Below are 22,322 nucleotides of genomic sequence, written 5' to 3'. Positions count from 1 at the left end.
ACTAGAGGCGGCTCAGCTGCTGAGGCCTGCCGGGCCGCTCTTCCTCCTGGGACGTGGAGGACGCGCTGCCGGGGGCGGTCTCCTTCTCGCCGGGCGGGCGGTGTGAGGTGAGTTGGACCAGCAGGACCGCGCCGACGGCCGCGAGGGCTCCGACGCCCTGAACCGGGGTGAGGGTCTCGCCGAGCACCAGGAAGCCGAGCAGGGTCGCGGTGAGCGGGCTGGCGAAAGACAGGAAGGACACCGCCAGGGCCGGGAGACGCTCCAGGCCGCGGAACCAGAGCACGTAGGCGAGCAGGGCGCCGATCAGGCCCAGGTAGGCGAACCCGGCCAGGTTGGTCGGGGTGAGGCTGCCTGGCAGGCCCTCGAAGAGCAGGGTCGGGGGCAGCAGGACCAGGCCGCCCGCGGTGAGCTGCCAGCCGGTGACGCCGAGCAGGCTCACACCCTCGGGACGGCCCCAGCGTTTGGCGAGCACGATGCCGCTGCCCATGGAGACCGCGGCGGCGAGCCCGGCCAGGACACCGACCGGGTTCAGGGCGGCCTCCGGGCCCACGACCAGCAGTCCCACGCCGAAGGCGCCGAGCGCGCAGGCCAGGAGGTGGACCAGCCGGAGTCGGTCGCCGAGCAGGAGGGCGGCCAGGAGCATGACGATCACCGGTTGCACCGACATCACCAGGGCGGCGACCCCGCCGGGCAGCAGGTAGGCGGCGACGTAGAGCAGGTAGAGGAAGGCGCCGATGTTGAGGGTGCCCAGGACCAGGGAGCGCCACCACCACACGCCGGCGGGCAAGGCCCGGGCGAACAGCACCAGGAGCAGCCCGGCGGGCAGCGCACGCAGGAGGGCGGCCAGGAAGGGGCGGTCCGGGGGCAGGAACTCTGTGGTGACCAGGTAGGTGCTGCCCCAGATCATCGGGGCCAGGGCGGTGAGCAGGGAGTCGGCGGCGATCCGTCCGCGGCCGGTCACAGCGACTCCCCGTAAAGGTCACCGAAGGCGACGCGGTGCAGTGGCAGGCGGCCGGAGTGGAGGCGCTGCTCGGCCGGGTAGCCGACGGAGAGCAGTAGGGCGACGGGGTCGCGCACGGCCACCACGGAGCGGGACTGGAAGTTCCAGCTGGAGGGCGCCTCCATGGTGAGTTCGAGCAGCTCGTTCAGGAGAGTGGCGGGGACCTGGTCCGGGCGGAAGCGGCGGACGCTGCGCCGGTGGCGGATGGCCTCGGCGACGGTGGGGGGTGTCATGGGAAAATCTTTCGACGTCGAAATATTCGATGTCGAAAGATTATGTGAGGGTTGCCGAGGGAGTCAAGGACGCGGCGCTATGCTCTCCGGATGAACGACGCCGTCGACCTCTTCCTCGCCCAATGGGCCCGTGAGCGGCCTGACCTCGACACCGCCCCGATGGGGATCATCGGCCGGATGAACCGCCTCCAGCAGATCCTGGGCCGGGGGGTCGGTGACCTCCTGGCCGAGTACGACCTGGAGCGCTGGGAGTTCGACGTGCTGGCCACCCTGCGGCGGTCCGGTCCGCCCTACCAGCTGAACAACAAGGACCTGGTGCGGATGATGATGGTGGGCTCGGCCGCCATGACCAACCGGGTCGACCGCCTCGTGCGCAAGGAACTGGTCCACCGCGAGGTGGACCCCGCCAGCCGGCGCCGCATCCTGGTCAGCCTCACCGACAAGGGCCTGGACCTGGTGAACGGTGCGGTCGAGGGGCACGTGGCCAACGGGGCCCGCTTGCTGGAGGGGCTGAGCGCGGAGCAACAGGCCCAGCTCGCCGACCTGCTGCGCACACTGCTGCTCTCCCTGGGCGACAGCGCCCCCGATGAGCCCTGATCCCACTCCGGACACGGCAAAGGGGAGGCCCCGAGTTCGGGACCTCCCCTTGGAATCCTGTTCGGGGCACCGGGCCTCAGGGCCGGTGCCCGTCGCGGACTACTGCCCCTTGGGCTTGTCGTCCGGAGTCAGGGCGTCCTTGACCTTCTCGCCCGCCTGCTTGAGCTTGGACTTGGTCTGCTCGGCCTTGCCCTCGGCCTGCCACTGCTCGTTGCCGGTGGCCTTGCCGGCGCCCTCCTTGGCCTTGCCCTTGAACTCGTCGAACTTGTTCTCAGCCTTGTCACTCTCGGACATGCGAGCCTCCTTCGATCGGTTCCACCCATAGCCCTAGCCAATCTGAGCGGGACCTAATCATCTTTCGGGAGGCGGATGTGGCTGAAGTGGCGTGAATCACCTGCTGAGGCCTAGGCCTGGGCGGGGGCGATCGGCACGACGGAGGCGAAGGGGGCACGGGTGGTCAGGCGCTCGGCGATGCCCTCGCGGACCATGGCCTTGGCGGTGCGCACGGCCTCGCCCACCTCGGTGCCCTTGGCGAGTTCGGCGGTGATCGCGGCGGCGAAGGTGCAGCCCGCGCCGCTCACGCGCTCCTCACCGATCTTCGGGGCGCTCAGGACGGTGACCTCCTCGCCGTCGAAGTAGACGTCGACGGCGTCCGGGCCGGGCAGTTCGGTGCCGCCCTTGACGATCACGTGCCGGGGGCCGAGCTCGCGGATGCGGCGGGCGGCCTCGATGAGGTCGTCGACGGTGTCCAGCGACTCCATCCCGGCGAGGGTGCGGGCCTCGAAGTGGTTCGGGGTGATGACGGTGGCCAGCGGCAGGATCTGCGCGGTCAGGGCCTTGTCGGTGTCCAGTGCGGCGCCGGGCTCCTGGCCCTTGCAGATCAGGACCGGGTCGAGGACCACGTGCCGCCACGGCTGGCGCCGGAGGGCCTCGGCGACCACGTCGATGGTGTCCGGGGTGCCGAGCATGCCGATCTTGACGACGTCGAGGTCGTGGCAGGCGGTGGCCGCCTCGATCTGGTCGGCGATGACGCCCGGGTCGACCGGGACGAAGCGGTGGCCCCAGCTGTTCTTCGGGTCGAAGGAGACGATGCAGGTGATCGTCCCGGCCCCGTAGACGCCCAGTTCCTGGAAGGCCTTGAGGTCGGCCTGGATCCCGGCGCCGCCGGTGGCCTCCGAACCTGCGATCACGTACGCGCGGTTGGTCATCGCCAACCTCCCTCTGGCTTGTTGTGCTGTTGCGCGGTGCCGGAGCCCGCACGGGTCACGAAACCCTTGGTTATTGCATCACAAATGAACAATTCCGGCATATCGGGCAGATTTGCGGCTTCGGCGGGTTCCGGAAGATCGTGCCCGCTGCCTCGCGAGTCTAGGCGGCTCGGCCCGGTACTCACAGGTTCGTGAGCAGGACGTCCGTGGTGTCGTAGCCGTTGGCGTAGGCGCCGTCCACGGTGTTCTCGCCGGTGGTCGGCTCGCCCGCGAAGTACACGACCCCCTCCAGCGGCACCGCCAGCGCGTCCGGCGCGTCGTGCGCGCCCGGCGGGACGAACAGGTAGGCGCCCCGGCTGAACTCGTCGGCCGCCCAGTCGTGGGTGGTCCAGGCGACCGGCTCGGGGACCTCGGCGCCGAGCGCCTCGGACAGCGCCGCCAGCCCGGTCGCGAACCGCTCCCCGGTCGGCATGCCCTGGAGCTCGCGGGCCTGCTCGCCCGCGGCCCAGGCGACGACCACCTCGGGGTCCTCCCGGGACACGCACCAGAACACGAACCCCGAGTCCTCGTCCCAGCCCAGGGCATCCTCGTCGGCGGGGAAGACCGCGCGGTCAAACTCGTACACGAGCTTGAGGGCGTCGGTGCGGTCCAGGGCGTCGACGGCGTTGCGGTGCCCGGCGGGGAGTTCCGGTTCGAAGTTCACGTCACCGGCCTTGAGGACGCCGATCGGCAGGGTGACCACGCAGCGGTCCGCGTGTACCTCCGTCCCGCCTCCGGGGCCGGACACGTCCAGTCGTACGCCCCGGCCGGACCAGCGCACGCGGTCCACGGTGTGCTCCAGGCGGATGTCCAGGTCGTAGGAGAGCGGCGGAAGGAGGCTGTCATAACCGCCGACCACCCGGAAGTTCTCGCGCGGAACAGCCCACCAGTCGAAGAGCCCGTACTCGCGCATCCACACCGCGCTCCACCGCTCCAGCGACTCGTTGTCGATGGACACCGGAGGCCATCGGTCCTCGGAGACGCCCATCCGGCGCAGGTAGGCGGCGGCGTCCTCGTCGTCCCGGGGCGGCTTGGGGGTCGTGAGGGGTTCGACCGCCCCGTTTCCGGCGCGGACCGGGACGGTCTCCGCTCCGGCCTCCGCCACCAGTTCCCAGGTGTGGGCCTCCCGGCCGTGGATCAGCCCGGCGCCCAGTTCGACCGGGACCGAGCTGAAGGTGTGGTCGGTGTACAACTGGCCGCCGATCCGGTCGCGCGCCTCCAGGACGATCACGGACAGCCCGTGGTCGGCCAGGTTCCGCGCGGCCGAGAGGCCGGTCACCCCGGCGCCGATCACGGCCACGTCCCAGCGTTCCCGGGAGAGGTGGGCCGAGGTGCCCAGGGCCACCGCTCCGCCCAGGAGTACACCCCCGCCGACCAGCAGGGATCTCCGGCTCACCGTCGTCGGCGGGTTGCCGTCCGAACCCCGTCTGCCCGAGCCCACGCCGCCTCCTGAGTTCCCGCGCGGCCCCCGGTCCGAGGGACGCCACACCCGCATTATCCGGGCACCGCCGACTGGACCGGGCCCGGGGGAGCACCTGAGCAGGGGTCGGGTCGGGCAGCGAGGCCGGAGGCGGCCAGGAGTTGCGCAAATAAAAATATGTTCCTAATATTTTTATATGCCACGCACCGCGGACCACGACGAGAGAAGGCGCCAGGTCGCCGAAGCCCTGCTGCGCGCCATCGCCCGCAAGGGCCTGGCCAAGACCACCTTCGCGGACGTCGCCGACGAGCTCGGAGCCTCCGTCGGCCTGGTCCAGCGCTACTTCCGCAGCAAGGACGACCTGCTGCGCTTCGGGGTCGAGCACCTCTACAAGCGCGGTGAGGAGCGGATCGCCGCGGTTGAGCGCACCCTTCCCGTCCGCGACCTGCTGTTCCGGGTCGCCCGCACCCTGCTGCCCCTGGACGAGGAACGGCGGCGGGAACTCACCGTGTGGCTGGAGTTCCTCCCCGCCACCGTCCACGACCCCGAGATGGCCGAACTCCACCGGTCCGCCGCCCATGAGCTGATTGACGGGCTGGCCGAGGGGCTCGCCGCCGCCCAGCGCCACGGTGAGCTCTCCGCCGGCCTCGACCCGAGGGCCGAGGCCCTCGCCCTGGCCGCCTTCGTCGACGGGCTCACCATCCACCGACTGGCCACCGCGGACCTGTTCGACGACGCCACGGCCGAACGCTCGCTCCGCCAGTACTTCACCAGGCTCTTCTCTGACCCCGAGGGGCTCGACCCGACCCACTCCCCGACGGAGGAGAGCTGACGTGATTGGCACCGGAACCCCTGCCGAACAGGGGGCCGAACAGGCAGAACAGGCACGCGCGAGAGGGCGTCTGCCCCTGCTCGACGTCCTGCGGGGCGTCGCCATCCTGGGCACACTCGCCACCAACGTGTGGCTGTTCACCGGGCCCGGCGGAGAGTCGGCACTCCTGTACGGCAACGACGGGCTGAGCCCGTTCGCGCCGTTCCTCGCCGACCCCTCCGCCGCGAACCTCGCCGAGGGCGTCTTCCGGACCGCCGCCAACGGCAAGTTCCTCGCCCTGCTCACACTTCTGTTCGGCGTGGGCCTGGCCATTCAGTTCCAGTCGGCGGCCAGACGGGGTACGCACTGGCCGGGGCCCTACCGGTGGCGGGCACTGTTCCTGTTCGTCGAGGGGACGGTGCACTTCACGCTGGTCTTCGCCGCCGACGTGCTCATGGGGTACGCGGTGGTCGCCCTGCTGGTCGCCTGGCTGCTCACCCGCTCCGAGCGGGTCCGGGGCGTCGTCATGTGGGTGTCGCTGGCCCTGCACCTGGCCCTGATGACCCTGCTCACGGCCGTGCTGGCGACCGACTCCGCCGCGCACCCCGCCATGCCGCCCGAAGCCGTCGATCTCTACGCCCACGGCTCCTACCTGGACCAGGTCGCGTTCCGTCTGGACAACGCCCTGGCCATGCGTGCCGAACCGATCGTCACCTTCGGCCTGATGGTGTTCATGTTCCTGCTGGGCGTGCGCCTCTTCCGGGCCGGTGCCTTCGCCGACGACGCCGCCGGCCGCCGGATCCGCGCCCGGCTGCTCGGATGGGGGCTTGGCCTGGGTGTTCCGCTCACCGTCGCCGCGTCCCTGGCCGGTCCCGACTGGTTCCTCCTGGACCGCTACGCCGCGGCCCCGCTGGTCGCCCTGGGTCTGATCGGCCTGGTCGGCTGGGTGCTGGACCGGGTGAAGGGCACCGGGCCCGTGGTCACCGGGGTCTCCGCGCTCGGCCGGATGGCGATGACCGGCTACGTCGCGCAGAACGTCATCCTCGTGTTCGTCTGCTACGGCTTCGGCCTCGGCCTGGCCGACCGGATGGCGGGCGCGGACTCGTGGTGGGTGATGGGCCTGTGGGCGGCCGTGTCGCTCTTCCTGGTCACGGCGTCGGTGCTGTGGCTGCGGCTCTTCCGGCAGGGGCCGCTGGAAGCCCTCCAGAAGAAGGTCCTGTCCCGGGCCCGCTAGAGGAGTGAGTCCGATGCGTGAGCAGGGAACGTGAGGTCCGGCTGGGGGCTGAGGGCTGGGGGCGGCCCCGCCCCGGCACTGCGCCGTGCCGCGAACGGGTAGGCTCCCCCGAGAACCGGTCGAGGGTGAGGCATGTGTCCAAGGTGGAAGACTTCTCCGGGGAAGTGCCGGGGGAGGCCGCCTCGGACCACGGTTTCACCTCCTTCTTGACCGGTTACGCGTATTTCGCGATCGGTTGCGGGTACATCGTTGGTTTGTTCGCGTTCTTGGCATGGCTCGGTGTCGCCTTGACCGGGGCGTTCTCCGACCCTTGGGCGGGACCCCTCCTCCTGTCGGTCTTCGGCCTGTCCATGGCCGCGGGGACAGGCCTGATCTGGTTTCTGCTGCGTCCACGGGGGGTCCGACGGTCGTTGTCGGCGGCCGGGGCGCTGACCGCCGCGGCGGTGATCCCCCTCCCACACCTGTACTTCGGTAGCCCGTGGGTGACCCAGCTGTCGCAGGGGCCGACCGCGCACACGCTGCAGTGGGTACCGTTGCTCGCCGTCGCTGTTCCCTTGGCGCTCGTGGTGAATCGCAGAGTCGGGGCGGTCCTGGCCGTGCTCGTGGTGGTCGCCGTCGGATCTTGGCGGTTGGTCGGCGAAGGCCGCGTCCACGCGGAGCCGCGCGAGAGGACCCTGGCTCAGGTGTCGGCGACGATTGAGGGCCGTGACGAACCCTTCCTCGTACTCGACGCTCCCGGGTGGACGGTGATCGGCGCGTCGTCGGGAGGCGCGGACGCGGAGCGGGCGGGCTTTCGGCTCGAATACCTGCGGACCGATGCCGAGGACGCCTACAACGCCTACGCGGCGCGTGACGTGATCGACATCGGGATCGTGGACGGCGCGGACGGATACCCCTGGGACGACTCCATGCTGTCGGACTGCGCGGACCTGCGCCGATTTGAGTGTTCACGGTTCACCTGGCCGGACGGCGGAGAGGTCCTGGTCAAGTGGTGGGTCTCCGAGCGGGGAGATGTGCGCCGGGTGTCTGCCGCGCGCACCGAGTACGAACCCGGGACCGTGGTGGAGGTCAAGGCCATGGACGGGCTCGCGGACCCCGAGGTGCTCGGGGAGATCTTCGACGGGCTGCGCTGGAACACCGTTGAGGATCGGGAACGGATCATCCACGAGGCGGTCGACCATACGGCGCTGATGATCGCCCGCAACCGCGACCATCCGTTGACGCACACGCCGTGAAGCCGCGCACCGCTGGCACGGGTGGCCATGGGGTCAGGCCGGTCCAGCGAGCTCGCGGATGACGGGTATGCCCTTGCGCGGACCTGGAGGGCGCGCTCATCGGCGGCCCGGGCCGCGCCGAAGCCGGTGGCGCGGCCTTCGCGAAGAGTTTCTCGGCCTCGCGCAGGACCCGCTCCGGGATCTCGCGGCCGCGCGCGGCGGCCAGGACCCTCCCCAGGACTTCGGCCTGTTCCCCGTCCCCGAGACCGGCTTCCCTGATGGAGGCGCGCAGCAGTGCGGGCAGGTCAGCCGGGATCGCCGCGCCCGAGCCGCTCCATGCGTCCAGTAGACGAACGAACTCCCGGTGGGCCTCCGGTGGCGGGAACAGCGCGACGAGTCTGCGCCGGTGGACGGCCAGCTCTGCTGTTCGAGGTTTCCCGCATGGACCTCCGAGGCGCCGAGATCGTGCATATCGGCCTCGGCGGCGGCTTCTACGTGGGTTCGCAGCTGTACGCCCTGGACCGCCATCTGGGGGAGGCCCCGCACGGTGCCCTCGTGGTCTTCCCGTCCCCACCGGTGGTGATGGCGCACGTCCTGGGGCAGAGCGAGCAGCCGGTCATCGCGATGAACACCCTCCAGGAGGTGGCGAGCCGCTACACCGCGGACACCGACAAGCCCATCACCGACAAGCTGTTCTGGTGGCGCCCGGAGTCCGTCCGGGACGGGCGGCCCCGACTGGTGGAGGTTCAGGTGGAGTTCGACCAGGAGTCCGGGCGGGTGGGCGTGTACACCGAGGACGAGGACTTCATCACCGTCATGAAGTCACTGGGCTGAGCCGGGGCGCCCGGCCCGTCGCAGGCCGCCCCGGGCCGGGCCGCACCTTTCGGAACTGGGCGTCTCGCCGGATGTCGCCTGTGCCCGCTAGTGTCCGGCGCGTGCAGAACTCACTTACTCTTCTCGACCTCCTCAACGACGCCGCGATCCTCTCCCTGGAGCATCAGCTCCACCTGGAGACGGTCGTCGGGAACCGCGACTGGCACGCGGATCTCGCCGAGCCCAGGTTCGACTTCTCCGGGGCCGGGGAACCGGATCTGGTCTGCGAGCGCTTTCACCTGCTGGGCAGTGCCGCTCCGGGTCCGGGGTCCTGGCTGTGGGCCTGGGCCAACCCGTCCGGCTTCCGCCCGGAGACCATCGAACTCGCCGAGTCCGTGCGCGACCTCGGCCGCAAGTACGGGGTGCCCGAGCTGGCCGAGGCCGAAGTGCCCTTCGCCGCCCTGCCCGGATCCCCGGAGGAACCGCACCAGGTCCTCTCGCTGCTCACCGATGCCGCGAAGGTCCTGACCGGGCGCTGGTCCGCCTACAACGGTCCGGTCGGCGGCGGCACACGCGCCGCCTTCCTGCTCGAGCACTCCGGTTTTCTGCTTCCCCAGGCCACCCCGATGCATGTCGTCAGCGTCATCCAGCAGGCGGTCTCCGGGGTCCCCACCATCACGGACCACCGCCGGGCCGTGTACAGCTACGGCCGACTGCGCGGACTCGACCCGGAGTTCTCCGCCGACGGCCGGACCCTCGCGCTCAAGGCCTTCGGGATCGAGCTGGGCTTCGACGAGCTGAACCGGCTCACCCGGATCGAGGGTTCCCTCACGCCGGACTCGATCTGACAGTTTGATCAACTCTGGTCGGTCAACCTCGACCGTTCGGCGTGCGGGCGGGGAACTGGCCCGGCTGGCGGCCCTCGCCGGGGCCGCCCGCGTAGGTCTGGCCGACTTCGAGCCATTCCCGGGCGGCCGCTCCCTCGGTGGTCAGGGACGTGTCGGCCACGTGGCGGCGCCGGGTGAGGACCAGGCAGAACTCCTCGGCGTCGCCGCGCACCGCGTCCGCGGCGTCGTCGGGGCCCATCCGCCACAGCCCGCCGTCGGGGGCGGTCAGCTCCACACGGACCGCAGCCTCGGGTGTGGGAAGCCCGTGGGCGAAGTAGCTGTAGGGCCGGGCGCGCAGGGCGATGTGGACGATGTGCCGCAGCCGCCCGGTGGGGGTTCGGGTGAGTCCGAGAGTGTCCACCACGTCCTGACCGTGCGCCCAGGTCTCCATCAGCCGCGCGGTCGCCTTGGAGGGCACGCTCATCGGCGGTCCGAACCAGGGCACCCGGGTCCCCGGAGGGGCCTCGGCCAGGGCCTCGCGCAGCGCCGCCGAGACCCGGCGCCACTCCGCGAGCAGGTCGGCGGGGGCGAGGGCGGCCAGCGGGGCCGCCGCGGTGTCCACGTATCCCTCGGGGTCGGCCAGGGCCGCCTCGATCATCTTCGCGAACCCGTCCGCGTCGGTCAGTGCGGTCAGCGCCGACCGGTCGAAGAAGGCCAGGTGGGCGACCTGGTCGGCGATGCTCCAGCCGGGCGAGGGTGTTGCCCTGGTCCAGTCCGCGGCGTCGAGGCCGTCGAGCAGCGCGGCGAGCTCCTCCTGCTCCGCGCGCAGGTCCGCCAGCAGAGCGTGTGTGTCGACCACGAATCCTCCTCGGGGGTCGTCCCCCGGTCTTCCAACGGATGCCAGCCAACAGTTCCGACAGATGTTGACTGACTTGTCATGTTCGGCGCACCATAGCAAAGTGTGACCTGGCTCTCCCAGGCCCCCTGGCTGTCCCCGAGACGGATGCGAGTGTGCGTACATGACCGCGACCGACACCCCCCGGACCGACCGTTGGAACACCCCCGAGCGCGCCGCGCTCCGGGAGACGGTGCGGACCTTCGCGGCCAAGGAGATCCTTCCGCACGTGGAACGGTGGGAGGACGAGGGAGAGCTGCCCCGTGATCTGCACCGGGCGGCGGGCCGCCTCGGACTGCTCGGCCTCGGCCTGCCGGGGTCCGCGGGCGGCGACGGCGAGATGCTCGACCAGCTCATCGTCTCCGAGGAGGCCGTCCTGGCCGGGGTGCCCACGGGGGTCCTGGCCTCGCTGTTCACCCACACCATCGCGCTGCCAGCCCTGATCGCGGACGGCCGAGAACACCTGCTGCGCGACTACGTCCGCCCCGCCCTGGCCGGTGAGCTGGTCTGCTCACTGGGCATCACCGAACCCGACGCGGGCTCGGACGTGGCCCACCTACGCACCAGCGCGGTCCGCGACGGTGGCGAGTGGGTGCTGAACGGGTCCAAGACCTTCATCACCTCCGGCTACCGGGCCGACTTCGTGACGGTGGCCGCCCGCACCTCCGACACCGGGCACGAGGGCATCTCGCTGTTCGTGGTGGAGCGCGGCACCCCCGGGTTCACCGCCGCCCGCAAACTGGACAAGATGGGCTGGCGCTCCTCGGACACCGCCGAGCTGGCCCTGGTGGACGTGCGCGTGCCCGCCGACCGGCTCCTCGGCGAGGTCGACCAGGGCTTCTTCCAGATCATGCGCCAGTTCGCCAGCGAGCGGATCGGGCTGTCGGTCCAGGCCTGCGCGATGGCGCGCCGCTGCGTGGACCTGTCACTGGAGTGGGTCCGCGAACGCGAGGCCTTCGGGAGTCCGCTCTCGCGCCGCCAGGTGCTGCGGCACCGGCTGGTGGAGATGCACCGCCGCACCGAGGTGGCCACGGCCTACGTGCGGGGCATCGCCGAGCGGCTCCAGGACGGCGAACCCCTCATCGCGGAGGTGGCGATGGCCAAGAACACCGCCACCGAGGCCATGGACTACGTGGTGGACAACGCCGTCCAGCTGCACGGCGGCATGGGTTTCATGCGGGGCACCGAGGTGGAGCGCCACTACCGGGACGCCAGGGTGTTCAGCATCGGCGGCGGTACCTACGAGATCATGAACGAGGTCATCGCGAAGTTCCTCCCGCTGCGGTGACCGCGAGGCGCGTCGGCGGGAGGGGAGCCGAGGGGGAGCAGTGGGAAAACAGACGCTGACCGGGCGGCCGCCCACGGAGCGCGGACGGCGTAAGCGGGGTGTGCTCGTCCAGGCCGCCCGCGAGGTGTTCGAGGAGTCCGGGTTCGAGGAGACCAGGATCGCCCAGATCACCGGTCGGGCCGGGATCGCCTACGGGAGCTTCTACACCTACTTCGACTCCAAGGACGCGGTCTTCCACGAGGTCGCCAAGGGGGTGGCCGGGGAGATGTTCGACGCGGCCCGCTCCGCCGCGCCCCCGGGCACCGCCCCGGTGGACCGGATCAGGCACGCCACCGAGCGCTTTCTGGCCGCCTACCGGGACAACGCGCGCATCATGCAGGTCATCGAGCAGATCTCGCCGCGGCACCCCGTGTTCCGGACCCTGTTCTTGGAGATCCGCGGGCTCTTCGTCGACCGGATCATCTCGGGCACCCGCCGCCTCCAGGAGGAGGGGTTGGCATCGTCCGACATCGACGTGGAGGCCACCGCGAGCATGCTCGGCGGGATGGTGGAGCACACCGCTCGGATGCTGTTCCTGTACGGGGAGGAGCATGATCCGGAGGTGGTGGTGGAGACCGCCACCCGCCTGTGGGCCCGGGGCATCGGCCTGGAGTACGAGCCGCCCGGAGCCGGGGAGTCCACGGCAGGTTAGGAACGTACAAGACCGGGGGCCGGACCCGCGGCGAGGATGCGGGCATGGAGAACACCGACGCCGCGAAGGCTTCCGAACCGACTCCCGCCAAGGGCAAACACAGTGACACGAAGATCGCTGTCCTGCTCCGCGACGACCTGGCCGTCTGGCAGCGGCTCAACGTGACGGCCTTCCTGGTCAGTGGACTCGGCAGCCGGGTGCCAGAGCTGATCGGCGAGCCCTACGAGGACGCGGACGGCACCGCCTACCTGCCGATGTTCCGCCAGCCGGTCATGGTCTTCGAGGCAGACAAGGAGACGCTGACCAAGGCGCATACCCGGGCCGTGTCCCGGGCCGCCGACCTCGCCGTGTTCACCTCGGACCTGTTCGCCACCGGCAACGACCGGGACAACCGGGCGGCGGTGCGGGCGGTGGGCCGGGACTCCCTGGATCTGGTGGGTCTGGCCGTGCACGGGCCGAAGAACGGCGTGGACAAGATCGTCAAGGGCGCACGGATGCACCGCTGAGGTCGGTGCCGCTGCGCAGGGCGCGCGCGTACTGGCCGGGCGGGAGGCCGAGTACCCGTTTGAAGTGCCGGTTCAGGTGGGCCTGGTCGTGGAAGCCCGAGTCCGCCGCCGCTTGGGCCGGGGCCCGACCTTCGAGGATCAGCCGCCGGGCCAGGTCCACCCGCCGTCCCACCAGGTACTGGTGCGGGGGCATCCCGAACCGGCGGGTGAACGCCCGGGCCAGGTGGACGGGGTGGGCGTGCAGGAGCGCGGCGGCCCCGGCCAGGGAGATCCCCTCGACGGTGTGCACGTCCAGCAGGTCCCGCAGGTGGTCGGCCAGGCCGGGATCGTCGGTGACCGGGCCCGCCTCCAGGTCGTCGCGCAGGTGCTGGCGCAGCCGCTCGGAGACCAGTGCCAGACGGCTCTCCGCCTCCAGCTGTTCCCCCGGCTGGAACAGGGCGCCGTGCAGCTGGTGGATGCGGTGGCGGAGCAGGGGGTCGTCGAACATTGGGTGGTCCACCGCGGTGCCCACCAGGTCCGAGTCGATCTGCTCCGGCTCCAGGTACAGCACACGTTTGCGCAGCCCCTGCTCGGTGGTGGGGGTGCCGTTGTGCGGGACGTGCGGCGGCAGCAGCGTCACCGTCCGGTCGAGGGCACCGTGCTCGTGGCGGCCCAGGTCGTAGCGGACGGTCCCGGAGTCGATGATGAGCAGGGCCCAGGACCGGTGCGTGTGCATCGGGTAGGCGTGCTGGCGCATGTGGGTGTGGAACACCTCGGCGATGCCGTCGATGGCCGGTTTGAGGACCACGGTGTCCGCGTGGCCGTCCCGCTCCGACCCCCTGCCCGCACCCATACCCGAAACTCTACGCTGCGCCGTCGCGGGTTTCGGCTCCCTCCCCGAAGATGATCTTGCTACCAGGGGCGAGTTCGGCGCCGATTTCGCTCCTGGTAGCAAGATCATCCGGGATGTGCGGGGTGGGAATCTTCCGTCTTCTGGGCCGCTGTTCCGGAGGTCGGCATGATCGGCTGCGGTGCGGAGAGTGTCGAGCACGGGAGTGCGGAGGGCGCCGGCCCCAGGCCGTGTTCGGGAGGCGGACCGACGGCAGCGCGACCGGACCTGGGATCCCAGGTCCCAGGGCCCGGATTCGGGATCGAACTCAGAACAGGCCGGCCGCTTGTGCTGTCCGGATACCCGCGTGGGTGATGCTCGCGTGGGTGAGGAACAGGGGCTGTCCCTCGGGTGTGACCCATGCCGCCCTGACGCGCCCGCCCGCACCGAACCTCTGGCTGAGTAGGCGGCGTTAGCAGTCCTGCGACAGCGCGGGCAGCGGTCACGAGACCGTGCCGTACCGCCGCTGGTCGCAGAAGAGCTCAGCCAGAGAGGATCATCCCTTGAGCCTTGTAGCCGATCGCCAGCCAGGTACGGACGACACCGTACGGCGGCGCTCACCTCTCACCAGGTGGCGCGACTTCGGTCGGCCGCCGCGCCTGATGGGGGTCGATGTCGCGCGCGGGATCGCCGTCTTCGGAATGATCGCCGCCCACGCCGGTATCGCGGCCTCTCTCGAGCTGCTCGACCCCCGCACCTGGGTCGCCCTGGCCGAGGGCCGCTCGTCGATCCTGTTCGCGGTCGTCGCCGGAATCTCGATCGCCTTCGCCGCTGGAGCCGGGAAGCGGCCGACGGGCGAAGCACTGCGCTCGGCGCGGCTGCGTATGGCGGGGCGTGCGATCGTGGTTCTGGCGATCGGCCTCCTCCTCGAACTGCTCGGCAGCAGCATCGTGGTCATCCTCTCGGTCTACGGCGTGCTGTTCCTCCTCGTGATTCCGTTCCTCGGACTACGGCGCCGCACTCTCGTCCTCACGGCCATCGCGCTCGCCCTGACCGGGCCGACCCTCGTCGCGGTCGTGCAGACGCTCACGCTCGGGTCATGGGGCGAAGGCGTGGATTTCCTGATCAACGGGGTGTATCCGGTCACCGTGTGGCTGCCGCTGATGCTCACCGGAATCGCCGTCGGCCGTTGCACGCTCGGCGAGACGAGAACCGCCGTCGCCGTCCTCGGCGTCGGGGGGATCCTCGCCGCTGGCGGGTACGCCCTCGGCGGACTCGTCAGCGATCTGGACGGCGAGTCGGGCTTGTACGGGAGTTCGTCGATCGAGATGTACGGGTCGGTCGAGGAGTACGAGGAGCCGGAGGAGGTGCCGGGCGAGGACGTGGACCTGAGCGGCAAGGTCTGCGTCGAGGACTTCGACGGGTGGGTCACTTGCTTCAGCGAGGAGTGGAGTGATGAGAACTGGGGCGAAGACGAAGACAGCGGCGAAGGCGTCGAGGAGGATGACGGCTACTTCGAGTCGATCGCCGAGTCCGACCTGGGTGCGGCGGTGCGAGCGGCCTGGAGCAGTGATCCGCACTCGGGCGGCACCCTCGAAATCATCGCTTCGGGCGGCTTCGCGCTCGCCGTGGTCGGAGCGTGCCTACTGCTCGCCGCCCCGCTGCGCTGGATTCTCATTCCGATCGCGGCGGTCGGCACCATGCCGCTGACCGCCTACGCGGCGCACGTGGTCTCGTTCGCTGTGTTGAGCGATCCCGTCAACCTCGCCCCGCAGGTTCTGGAGTGGGGCCCTGGCGGGACTGGAACGGGCTTGTGGCTCGTGTCCGTCGGCGTCCTCCTGCTCGGGTGCACACTGTGGGCCCTGACCGCCGGGCGCGGCCCCCTCGAACGGATCACTGCCCGGGCCGCGCTGGCGATGGACCGTCCCGCTGGGTCCGAGGGGGACCAGCGCTGACAGAGTGAAGGTCGAACGAGGGCGGGCAGCGGTTGGAGCATCCCGAGACGCCCTCGTTCGACCTTGCCAGGCCAGGACCGTCAAGTGCGGGAAGCGGTCCTGGTGCGGTAGCGGTTCAGCGGCCCTCCCGATCCACTCGCTTCCACGGCCAGTCGGTGGCCATCCAAGCGGCGACGGCGTCGGCGAGGGGGCCGTCGAGGTCGGCGCGGTCGGCGCGTACCCAGGACTGGACGGTCACGTCGTAGTCCGGGGAGCGGGTCGGATACAGGTACACGCAGCCGATGACGTCCCCGTCGCCGGGGTCGAGCACGGTGAAGGTGAAGCCCTTGCGCGCCGCGAAGTCGTCCGCGTGGCGCTGGAGGTCGGCGGAGTTGGCCTCCGGGGACATCCCCTCGAACGGTGGCCAGCTCCCGTCCGGATAGCCCGGGGTCGCGCGGATGTGTTCGATGCTCGAAGTCCAGGCGGCGAGGTCCGCCTCGTTGTGTTGGGGGCCGAGTGGTTCGAGGCGGAACCGCTCGGTGGTCAGGGAGGTCGGCGGCTCGAAGTCTTCCGGTACGAACGCGTCAGAGGCCATGGCGTGATCCTAGTCCGCGTCGGTCGGGGCGTAGCGGGGGAGCTCCATGGCGGCAGAGGAGCCCCTCCGACCTTGGCCAGGAGAGCGGCACTTGCCGCCGATCAAGGGGGCGGAGCCGATGTCCTCGGCCCCGGACCGAACGCCCGAGTTCCAGCAGCGGCCCACGGCAGCGGTCACGACCAACAGCTGTGACCGGCGGTAGTTGTCCACAGCCTGGGGCCGCCCGATGCGACCGGTGCGCCGGGTGGGCACAATGACGCCATGACGACCAACCCCAGCGGTGTACCGGACCGGACGACAACCCAGGCGTGGCAGGCGATCGGAGGTTCCGCCGACCTCGTGGAGCGGGTCTCCTACCGGGGCGCTGGGGAGGTGCTCCCCGCCGTGCTGCCGGTCCGCGAACTGGCGCGGGCCACCGTGGGGGCGTGCTCCCTGGCCGCCGCCGAACTGCTGGCCGCGCGCGGCGGCGGAGCGGTTCCGGAGGTGGCGGTCGACGAGGGTGCGGTGGTCACCGCCTTCATCAGCGAACGGCACTTGCTGGTGGACGGCCGCAAACCGACCCCGTTCGCACCGCTGTCGGGGTTCTGGCAGGCCGCCGACGGCTGGGTGCGCACCCACGCGAACTACCCGCACCACCGGGCCCGGCTGCTGGCCGCGCTCGGACTCGACGCCGAGGCGGGCCCGGAGGAGCTCAGCCGGGAACTGGCCTCCCGGTCCGCGCGCGAGGTTCAGGAGAAGGTCTACGCCGAGGGAGGCCTGGCGGTTGCCGTGGCACCTGCGCCGGAGGAGGGCGGGGAACCCGGCGCGGCTGGTGATTTCAAGGCGGCGGGGTTGCCGCTGGCCGAGTCCGAGGCCGTGGGTTCGGCGGGTGAGCGTCGACTGGCCGGGGGCGAACTGCCTGCCAGCGGGGTCCGGGTCCTGGACCTGACCCGGGTCATCGCCGGACCGGTCGCCACCCGGACCCTGTCCCTACTGGGCGCCGACGTGCTGCGGGTGGACTCCCCGAGGCTGGAGGAGGACCCCGACAGTCACACCGACACCGGCTTGGGCAAGCGCTCCACCCTGCTGGACCTGGACACCGCCGAGGGGCGGAGCGTCTTCGAGGAACTGCTGGCCACAGCGGATGTGGTGGTGACGGGCTACCGTCCGGGCGGCCTGGACCGCCACGGTCTGGCGGCCGAGGAGCTGATCGCCCGCCGCCCGGGTCTGATCGTCGCGCAGCTGTGCGCCTGGGGCTGGACCGGGCCGTGGGCCGGGCGTCGAGGGTTTGACAGCCTGGTACAGGCCGCGAGCGGGATCGCCGCCATCGAGGCGGGTTCCGGGGACCGACCGGGGGTGCTGCCTGCCCAGGCCCTGGACCACGGCACCGGCTACCTGCTGGCCGCCGGGGTACTGCGTGCACTCACCGACCGCCAGACGGATGGCAGGGGTCGCCACCTGCGGTTCTCCCTGGCCGGAACGGCTGGCTGGCTGGTGAACGACATCGCCCCGGAACCGGTCCGGGGCGAGGGGTACGATCCCGCCGTCTGGCTCACCGAGGGCTCGTCCGACTACGGGAAGCTGCGCTACGCGGTCCCGCCGGTGGCGTATGAGGTCGGCCCGGGAGATTGGGCCAGCGCTTCCACGCTGTGGGGAAGTGACAAGGCCGCCTGGCTCTGAGCGCCCGCGCCCCCGCTCGCTGAAACGGCGGCGCGGTAGCTCATCTCTGCTAACACCCGCTGAGCCCGGGCACCGGATTCGGGGTCACGGGCTCAGCGGCGGGGCACGTGGAACGTCTCGACGGGTTCCAGGTTTCCGCCCAGGATCATGATCTGGTCGCTCTTCTTGTTCAGCGCGTAAGTGGAGACCAGGACACGGTCGTCGTCCGGGGAAGCGGTGAGGGAGGTGTACTCCTGGCGGGGGTCTCCCTCCGCCAGGACCTCACCTTCCAGGTCCCAGGTGATGAGGAAACTGCGGCTCGGACTCTTGTTCTGGCCCGAGGCCGTGATCCGGGTCTCGCCGTTTCCAAGAGCAACGTTCTTCACCCTGAGGCCCGTGCTCGCTGACCTGGCGTCGGTATCCATGAGCTCCTCGGGCAGGGGGATCGCCTTCGGGTCCTCATCTGAGGTGAGGTCCCACAGGAGAACACCCAGGGGAGCGGCTGCGGCAACGTACCGATCACCGATCGCCGCCGTGCTGGCGAAGTCAGCGCGCCACTCCCGTAGTTCCGGGTGGGAGGGGTGCGGTTCACCCGTCGCGGCGTCCCACACCGCGATCCCGGTGTCCAGGGCGGCGACCAGCAAGTCCCCGCCCTGGGCGGTGTCCACGGCGACGATCGATGCCCGCCGGGAGGTGTCCGTGCTGTCGTCGGTGCGCGGTTCCGCCGGGACCTCCACGCTGTAGAGCTCCTCGCCGTCGCTGACGCGGTAAGCGCTCACCGTGGGCTCTTCCTCGACGTTCTCCCCGAAGTACACCGTTTCGCCGTCGGGGGAGAGCGCGAGGTATCCGCCGCCGCCCGCGTCGGCGAGTTCGATGACGTGCCGTTCCGATGCTTCGAGATCCCAGACGTGGATCGCCGCCTCGTGGAGCGTGGTCTTATTCGACCTCGCGGCCACCAGGGAGCCATCGGGGGTCGTGACCAGCTCCGTGGAACTGGAGAGGCTGACCTCGTACGAGTCGGTGACCTGTTCGACCGCACTGGTCTTGCCGGCCTCGAAGATGTTCACCCCGGTGCCGGACAGCGTCGCGAAGCGGTCGGTCCCGTCCAGGAAGACGCTGTCCGCGACCTTTCGTCCGCGCACTTCCGCTTCATCGAGCTTGGGTGCGAACGGTGCTGGTTGGTTGGACTCGCTCGCCTGACTGTTGTCGCCCGCTCCAGCTTGCGGGGCGATTCCACCGGTGGCGTTGATGACCAGGGCCAGCGCGGTCACCACCGCCACGGTCGCGGCCCCGAGGAGCCAGAGCGCCCGTGAGCTGGAGGCTTCGGGGTCACGGCTCCTGGGAGCTTGATCGGGAGCCCGGTCGGCTTCGGAAGGCGAGGCCTCGGATGGGGCTTCGTCGGCCAGCTCGGCGGGAGCGGACGGCTCCTCCGGCGCCACGTCCTCCGGGGCCGCCTCTTCCTGAACCGGCTTCTCCTGAACCGGTTCCTCCTGAACCGGCCCCTCCGCCGAGACCTTGCTGGTGACGGCGAGGGTCGGGACGACCTCGGTCGCGGCGGCGGTGGTGCTCAGGACCTTGGTGGCCACGGCCTCGGGCAGCCACTCGGTGGGGTCCTCGTCCCCCCGGGGCAGCGTGGTTCCGGTCAGGTCGGCCAGGACCGAAGCCAGCTCCGGCCGGTCGTCCGGGTTCTTGGCCAGACAGGCCGTGATCAGGGGGCGCAGGGCCTCGGGTACCCCGGTGAGGTCGGGTTCCTCGTTGACCACCCGGTAGAGCAGCGCGTGCGCGTTGCCGCTACCGAAGGGTTGGCGGCCGGTGGCGGTGAACAGCAGCACTCCGCCGAAGGAGAACAGGTCGCTGCGCGGGTCCACGACGGACCCGACGGCCTGTTCGGGCGACATGTAGGCGGGGGTGCCCAGGGCCTGCCCGGTGCGGGTGAGCGCGGTGGCGTCGGTGGCGCGGGCGATGCCGAAGTCGATCACCTGCGGTCCGCGCGGGGACAGCAGGACGTTGGAGGGCTTGAGGTCGCGGTGGACCAGCCCGACCCCGTGGATGGCATTCAGTGCCTCGGCCAGACCGGCGGCCAGTGCCAGCAGCGAGGGTTCGGGGAAGGGGCCGCTGTCGCGCACCGCCTGGTGCAGGGAGGGGCCGGGGACATACTCGGTGGCCAGCCAGGGCTTGCGTCCTTCGGTGTCGGCGGCCAGGACCCGAGCGGTGTAGGGCCCGCGGACCCGGCGGGCCAGCTCCACCTCACTGGCGAAGCGCGCGCGGAACTCCCGGTCTCCGGAGAACTCGGGGCGGATGGCCTTCACCGCGGCGAGGTCGTCTCCGGCAGCCGACCCGGTGCCGTCAGCGGCGCCCTCGGTGGAGACCGCCAGGAACACGACGCCCATGCCGCCCTCGCCGACCCGGCGGAGCAGGCGGAAGTGCCCGAGCTCTCGGGGATCGTCAGGGTGCAGGGGCTCCACGGGGGTTCTTTCCAGGCTCGCGGGGATTCATCCGAAGCGTAACGGATGTCCCCCGGAGCGTGGCCAGAGGTCGGGCGGGGCAACACCTGGGGGCGGACCCGGCCGCCTCCGGTCAGCGGTCGGGGTTCTCCGGCGGCGGCCAGGGGTCGCCCCAGTCGGTCTTGCGGGCCGCCCGGTAGGTCTCGCCCTGGCGCTTGGACACCACCCGGTCCTCGAGCCCGTCGGCGGTGCACAGCCGCAGCGAGACCAGGCCCTTGCGTTTCTGCGGATGGCGCAGCACCCGGCCGGCAGGGCGCTCGACCGGCTCCGAGGTAGCAGCAACGAACGCGTACTTCTCGTCCTCGAACCCCAGGCGGGCGAACTTGAGCCTGCGCTGGATACCGGAGCGGTTGAGCCGCTCGGCGAAGTGACACCAGTCCTCACCGGGGGTGATGGGGCAGGTGCCGTCGTGCGGGCAGGGTGCGGCCACGCTCATCCCCTCGGCCAGGAGGTGCCCGCGGGCGGTGATGATCCGCTCGTAGCCCTCCGGGGTGCCGGGTTCGAGCAGGACGACCGTCCGAGCACGCCTGGCCAGGGAGCGCACGACCTCCTCCTGCACCTGCGGGGTGAGCTCGTTGAGCACGTAGGACATGGTGGCCAGATCCACGCGGGGACCGTCCGGGACGGCGCCGGTGAGCCGGAAGCGTTCCCACTCCGAACCCTGAACCGCGGTGCCGGTGGACCGGCGGGCGAGCCGTTTGCCCAGCTTGATGGCGGGCGCCGACTGTTCCAGCACCGTGGTCGAGCGCAGGGACGGCCAAGCGGCGGAGGCGGCCCACACGGCCGCGCCCATGCCCCCGCCCACGTCCAGGTGGGTGGCCGGGGCGAACCCGGGCATCGCGGCGGCGGCCGTCTCGAAGGCCGACCGGGCGGCGGCGAAGGTGGCGGGAAGCCGGTAGGCGGCGTAGGCGATGACGTCGGTGTCCGAGGCCAGGACGATGTCCCGGGGGTCGACCTTCCCCCGGTACTTCTTCATAAGTTCCTGGACTGACACGGCCAGATCGTGCTCGTTGGCCCCGTCGGCGACGCTGTCGATCGCCGCGAAGAGCTCGCTGTTCAGATTCCCCATGCACGCTTCTTCTCGTCCGGCGGTACCGGGGAATTCTATCCGCCGTCCTGCCTGGTCCCGGGGGTTCGCTCACGGTCGCGGACCGGGTCGGTGCGGGTTCGGCAGCGCGGGTTCAGGAAACCTTGCGTGACTCGGCCCTGCGGATGGCGGTGCGGCAGGTGCGGGCCAGGGACCGGTGGTTGGTGAAGCGTTCGAGCAGGCTGTAGGGCGACAGCGGGCCGGACGGGTCCTCACCCGTGGGGGCGCCTTCGACCTCGTTGACCAGGAGGGACTCTCCGGTGAGGTGCCCGGAGCGGGACCAGCGCTCCCAGCGTTCGAAATCGGGGCTGTACTGGTGCGAGAACACGAACACCGGTTCCCGGGCGCCTTCGAGCAGGCCGCCACCTCGGGACCACAGGGTGATGCTCTCGGCGGTCTCGTCCGACCAGTCCTCGGCCGTGACCACGTCCACCTCCGGGCGGCCCGCGCGGTCGCGCACCAGGAGGGCGTCGCCGGAGCGGGTGCGCGGGTGGAGTTCGTGCTGTTCCTCGACCACGGTCAGAAACACGAGCACGCGCGGGACCCACCACCAGTTCTCCCTGCGTCCCATGAGGCTGTCCGTGCGCAGCCGGGTGGGCGGGTGCTTGAGCGCCTCCTGCTCCGCCATGTGCTCCAGGAACTCGTTGCCCTCCAGGTCCTCGACCACCTCGACCGGGCCGCTGCCGACCACCGCCGTGCTGCCGCCCGCGTCCGCGTCGCTCACGCTGAACGCGACATGCCGACCGCGCAGCGACAGGGCGGTCTCGGCCATGGAGTAGGGGAGCGCCGTGCAGGGGCGGTCACGCCACATGAGTGGAACCACGGGGATACCCGAAGGTCCGGCGGAGGTGGTCCAGCTGAGTTCGGCGACGGTCGATCGCTGCCAAACCGTGATCAGGTCAGTCAAGGTCAGGCCTTATACGTGAGGAAAGTTACATGCTAATTTCTGGTGACTTTAACCCATCCGCCGAATCGCACGC

The 22,322-nt window shown here is 70.8% G+C and carries 22 protein-coding genes; 11 read left to right on the top strand and 11 right to left on the bottom strand.

Annotated features, from left to right (window positions below; genetic code table 11):
• Position 1: 1 nt before the first annotated feature.
• Together D457_RS0101440 and D457_RS0101435 are read right to left on the bottom strand one after the other, a co-directional pair.
• Complete coding sequence (locus D457_RS0101440; protein ID WP_017578856.1) at positions 2-961, bottom strand: EamA family transporter; 960 nt, start codon at positions 959-961, stop codon at positions 2-4.
• On the bottom strand, positions 958-1,233 hold the full coding sequence (locus D457_RS0101435; RefSeq protein ID WP_017578855.1) for a nitroreductase family protein: 276 nt from the start codon (positions 1,231-1,233) through the stop codon (positions 958-960). Before D457_RS0101435 ends, D457_RS0101440 begins: the two co-directional genes overlap by 4 nt.
• 90 nt (positions 1,234-1,323) lie before the next feature.
• Between D457_RS0101435 and D457_RS0101430 the strand changes: the two genes are divergently transcribed.
• Positions 1,324-1,830 carry a MarR family winged helix-turn-helix transcriptional regulator gene (locus D457_RS0101430; protein ID WP_017578854.1) on the top strand — a complete coding sequence of 169 codons (507 nt, stop codon included), beginning with the start codon at positions 1,324-1,326 and terminating at the stop codon, positions 1,828-1,830.
• A gap of 99 nt (positions 1,831-1,929) precedes the next feature.
• Here D457_RS0101430 and D457_RS0101425 read toward each other — a convergent pair whose 3' ends face one another.
• The 3 genes from D457_RS0101425 to D457_RS0101415 form a co-directional block, all read right to left on the bottom strand.
• On the bottom strand, positions 1,930-2,124 hold the full coding sequence (locus tag D457_RS0101425; protein ID WP_017578853.1) for a CsbD family protein: 195 nt from the start codon (positions 2,122-2,124) through the stop codon (positions 1,930-1,932).
• A gap of 110 nt (positions 2,125-2,234) precedes the next feature.
• The gene (thiD, locus tag D457_RS0101420) at positions 2,235-3,038 is read right to left on the bottom strand and encodes a bifunctional hydroxymethylpyrimidine kinase/phosphomethylpyrimidine kinase (protein WP_017578852.1); all 804 of its coding nucleotides are present in this window, start codon (positions 3,036-3,038) and stop codon (positions 2,235-2,237) included.
• 181 nt (positions 3,039-3,219) lie between these two features.
• Entirely contained in the window at positions 3,220-4,518 is a 1,299-nt protein-coding gene (locus D457_RS0101415; RefSeq protein WP_017578851.1) for a flavin monoamine oxidase family protein, read from the bottom strand.
• Between the two features lie 175 nt (positions 4,519-4,693).
• Here D457_RS0101415 and D457_RS0101410 point away from each other — a divergent pair, with 175 nt between their 5' ends.
• The 5 genes from D457_RS0101410 to D457_RS0101390 all read left to right on the top strand — a co-directional run bounded on the left by D457_RS0101410 (position 4,694) and on the right by D457_RS0101390 (position 9,417).
• On the top strand, positions 4,694-5,329 hold the full coding sequence (locus tag D457_RS0101410; RefSeq protein ID WP_017578850.1) for a TetR/AcrR family transcriptional regulator: 636 nt from the start codon (positions 4,694-4,696) through the stop codon (positions 5,327-5,329).
• A gap of 1 nt (position 5,330) precedes the next feature.
• Positions 5,331-6,542, top strand: a complete 1,212-nt coding sequence (locus D457_RS0101405) for a DUF418 domain-containing protein (RefSeq protein WP_017578849.1) — start codon at positions 5,331-5,333, stop codon at positions 6,540-6,542.
• 134 nt (positions 6,543-6,676) lie between these two features.
• Positions 6,677-7,777, top strand: a complete 1,101-nt coding sequence (locus D457_RS0101400) for a hypothetical protein (RefSeq protein ID WP_026116218.1) — start codon at positions 6,677-6,679, stop codon at positions 7,775-7,777.
• Between the two features lie 420 nt (positions 7,778-8,197).
• On the top strand, positions 8,198-8,590 hold the full coding sequence (locus tag D457_RS0101395; RefSeq protein WP_017578847.1) for a hypothetical protein: 393 nt from the start codon (positions 8,198-8,200) through the stop codon (positions 8,588-8,590).
• Positions 8,591-8,691: 101 nt separating this feature from the next.
• Entirely contained in the window at positions 8,692-9,417 is a 726-nt protein-coding gene (locus tag D457_RS0101390; protein WP_017578846.1) for a DUF6882 domain-containing protein, read from the top strand.
• Positions 9,418-9,439: 22 nt separating this feature from the next.
• Here D457_RS0101390 and D457_RS0101385 read toward each other — a convergent pair whose 3' ends face one another.
• The gene (locus tag D457_RS0101385) at positions 9,440-10,255 is read right to left on the bottom strand and encodes a TIGR03084 family metal-binding protein (RefSeq protein ID WP_017578845.1); all 816 of its coding nucleotides are present in this window, start codon (positions 10,253-10,255) and stop codon (positions 9,440-9,442) included.
• A gap of 160 nt (positions 10,256-10,415) precedes the next feature.
• Here D457_RS0101385 and D457_RS0101380 point away from each other — a divergent pair, with 160 nt between their 5' ends.
• Genes D457_RS0101380 through D457_RS0101370 form a run of 3 tightly spaced genes read left to right on the top strand, consistent with a single transcriptional unit; the run spans position 10,416 to position 12,776 of the window.
• Positions 10,416-11,579 (top strand): acyl-CoA dehydrogenase family protein, encoded by a 1,164-nt coding sequence (locus D457_RS0101380; RefSeq protein ID WP_017578844.1) that lies wholly within the window; start codon positions 10,416-10,418, stop codon positions 11,577-11,579.
• 40 nt (positions 11,580-11,619) lie between these two features.
• Entirely contained in the window at positions 11,620-12,270 is a 651-nt protein-coding gene (locus tag D457_RS0101375) for a TetR/AcrR family transcriptional regulator (protein ID WP_026116217.1), read from the top strand.
• 44 nt (positions 12,271-12,314) lie between these two features.
• A complete protein-coding gene (locus D457_RS0101370) occupies positions 12,315-12,776 on the top strand; it encodes a DUF2000 domain-containing protein (RefSeq protein WP_017578842.1) in 462 nt (153 codons plus the stop codon).
• On the opposite strand, the gene D457_RS0101365 is transcribed toward D457_RS0101370, so the two are convergent.
• A complete protein-coding gene (locus D457_RS0101365; protein WP_017578841.1) occupies positions 12,751-13,608 on the bottom strand; it encodes an AraC family transcriptional regulator in 858 nt (285 codons plus the stop codon). The genes D457_RS0101370 and D457_RS0101365 overlap by 26 nt on opposite strands.
• 539 nt (positions 13,609-14,147) lie before the next feature.
• On the opposite strand from D457_RS0101365, the gene D457_RS31665 reads away from it, so the two are divergent.
• On the top strand, positions 14,148-15,539 hold the full coding sequence (locus D457_RS31665; RefSeq protein WP_152514102.1) for a heparan-alpha-glucosaminide N-acetyltransferase domain-containing protein: 1,392 nt from the start codon (positions 14,148-14,150) through the stop codon (positions 15,537-15,539).
• Positions 15,540-15,654: 115 nt separating this feature from the next.
• Here D457_RS31665 and D457_RS0101355 read toward each other — a convergent pair whose 3' ends face one another.
• Positions 15,655-16,113: a GNAT family N-acetyltransferase gene (locus D457_RS0101355; RefSeq protein WP_017578839.1), complete on the bottom strand. Its 459-nt coding sequence runs from the start codon at positions 16,111-16,113 to the stop codon at positions 15,655-15,657.
• A 261-nt stretch (positions 16,114-16,374) separates the two neighbouring features.
• On the opposite strand from D457_RS0101355, the gene D457_RS0101350 reads away from it, so the two are divergent.
• Positions 16,375-17,772: a CoA transferase gene (locus tag D457_RS0101350; protein WP_017578838.1), complete on the top strand. Its 1,398-nt coding sequence runs from the start codon at positions 16,375-16,377 to the stop codon at positions 17,770-17,772.
• A 92-nt stretch (positions 17,773-17,864) separates the two neighbouring features.
• On the opposite strand, the gene D457_RS31660 is transcribed toward D457_RS0101350, so the two are convergent.
• From D457_RS31660 to D457_RS0101335, 3 genes are all read right to left on the bottom strand, one after another.
• Positions 17,865-20,216, bottom strand: coding sequence for a WD40 repeat domain-containing serine/threonine protein kinase (locus D457_RS31660; protein WP_017578837.1), 2,352 nt, complete (start codon positions 20,214-20,216; stop codon positions 17,865-17,867).
• A gap of 112 nt (positions 20,217-20,328) precedes the next feature.
• Positions 20,329-21,324 carry a small ribosomal subunit Rsm22 family protein gene (locus D457_RS0101340; RefSeq protein ID WP_017578836.1) on the bottom strand — a complete coding sequence of 332 codons (996 nt, stop codon included), beginning with the start codon at positions 21,322-21,324 and terminating at the stop codon, positions 20,329-20,331.
• Between the two features lie 112 nt (positions 21,325-21,436).
• Positions 21,437-22,249: a hypothetical protein gene (locus D457_RS0101335; RefSeq protein WP_017578835.1), complete on the bottom strand. Its 813-nt coding sequence runs from the start codon at positions 22,247-22,249 to the stop codon at positions 21,437-21,439.
• Between the last annotated feature and the right edge of the window lie 73 nt (positions 22,250-22,322).

The organism is Nocardiopsis valliformis DSM 45023 (genome assembly GCF_000340985.1).
GTDB lineage: Bacteria > Actinomycetota > Actinomycetes > Streptosporangiales > Streptosporangiaceae > Nocardiopsis > Nocardiopsis exhalans.
This window is presented reverse-complemented; position numbering and strand designations above follow the sequence as displayed.

Bases quoted from the DNA above. Each gene is read 5' to 3' on its own strand.
- D457_RS0101365 (WP_017578841.1), bottom strand. From the start codon at position 13,608: ATGGGTGCGGGCAGGGGGTCGGAGCGGGACGGCCACGCGGACACCGTG.
- D457_RS0101430 (WP_017578854.1), top strand. From the start codon at position 1,324: ATGAACGACGCCGTCGACCTCTTCCTCGCCCAATGGGCCCGTGAGCGG.
- D457_RS0101355 (WP_017578839.1), bottom strand. From the start codon at position 16,113: ATGGCCTCTGACGCGTTCGTACCGGAAGACTTCGAGCCGCCGACCTCC.
- D457_RS0101340 (WP_017578836.1), bottom strand. From the start codon at position 21,324: ATGGGGAATCTGAACAGCGAGCTCTTCGCGGCGATCGACAGCGTCGCC.
- D457_RS0101435 (WP_017578855.1), bottom strand. From the start codon at position 1,233: ATGACACCCCCCACCGTCGCCGAGGCCATCCGCCACCGGCGCAGCGTC.
- D457_RS0101350 (WP_017578838.1), top strand. From the start codon at position 16,375: ATGACGACCAACCCCAGCGGTGTACCGGACCGGACGACAACCCAGGCG.
- D457_RS0101380 (WP_017578844.1), top strand. From the start codon at position 10,416: ATGACCGCGACCGACACCCCCCGGACCGACCGTTGGAACACCCCCGAG.
- thiD (WP_017578852.1), bottom strand. From the start codon at position 3,038: ATGACCAACCGCGCGTACGTGATCGCAGGTTCGGAGGCCACCGGCGGC.
- D457_RS0101410 (WP_017578850.1), top strand. From the start codon at position 4,694: ATGCCACGCACCGCGGACCACGACGAGAGAAGGCGCCAGGTCGCCGAA.
- D457_RS0101395 (WP_017578847.1), top strand. From the start codon at position 8,198: ATGGACCTCCGAGGCGCCGAGATCGTGCATATCGGCCTCGGCGGCGGC.
- D457_RS0101425 (WP_017578853.1), bottom strand. From the start codon at position 2,124: ATGTCCGAGAGTGACAAGGCTGAGAACAAGTTCGACGAGTTCAAGGGC.
- D457_RS0101370 (WP_017578842.1), top strand. From the start codon at position 12,315: ATGGAGAACACCGACGCCGCGAAGGCTTCCGAACCGACTCCCGCCAAG.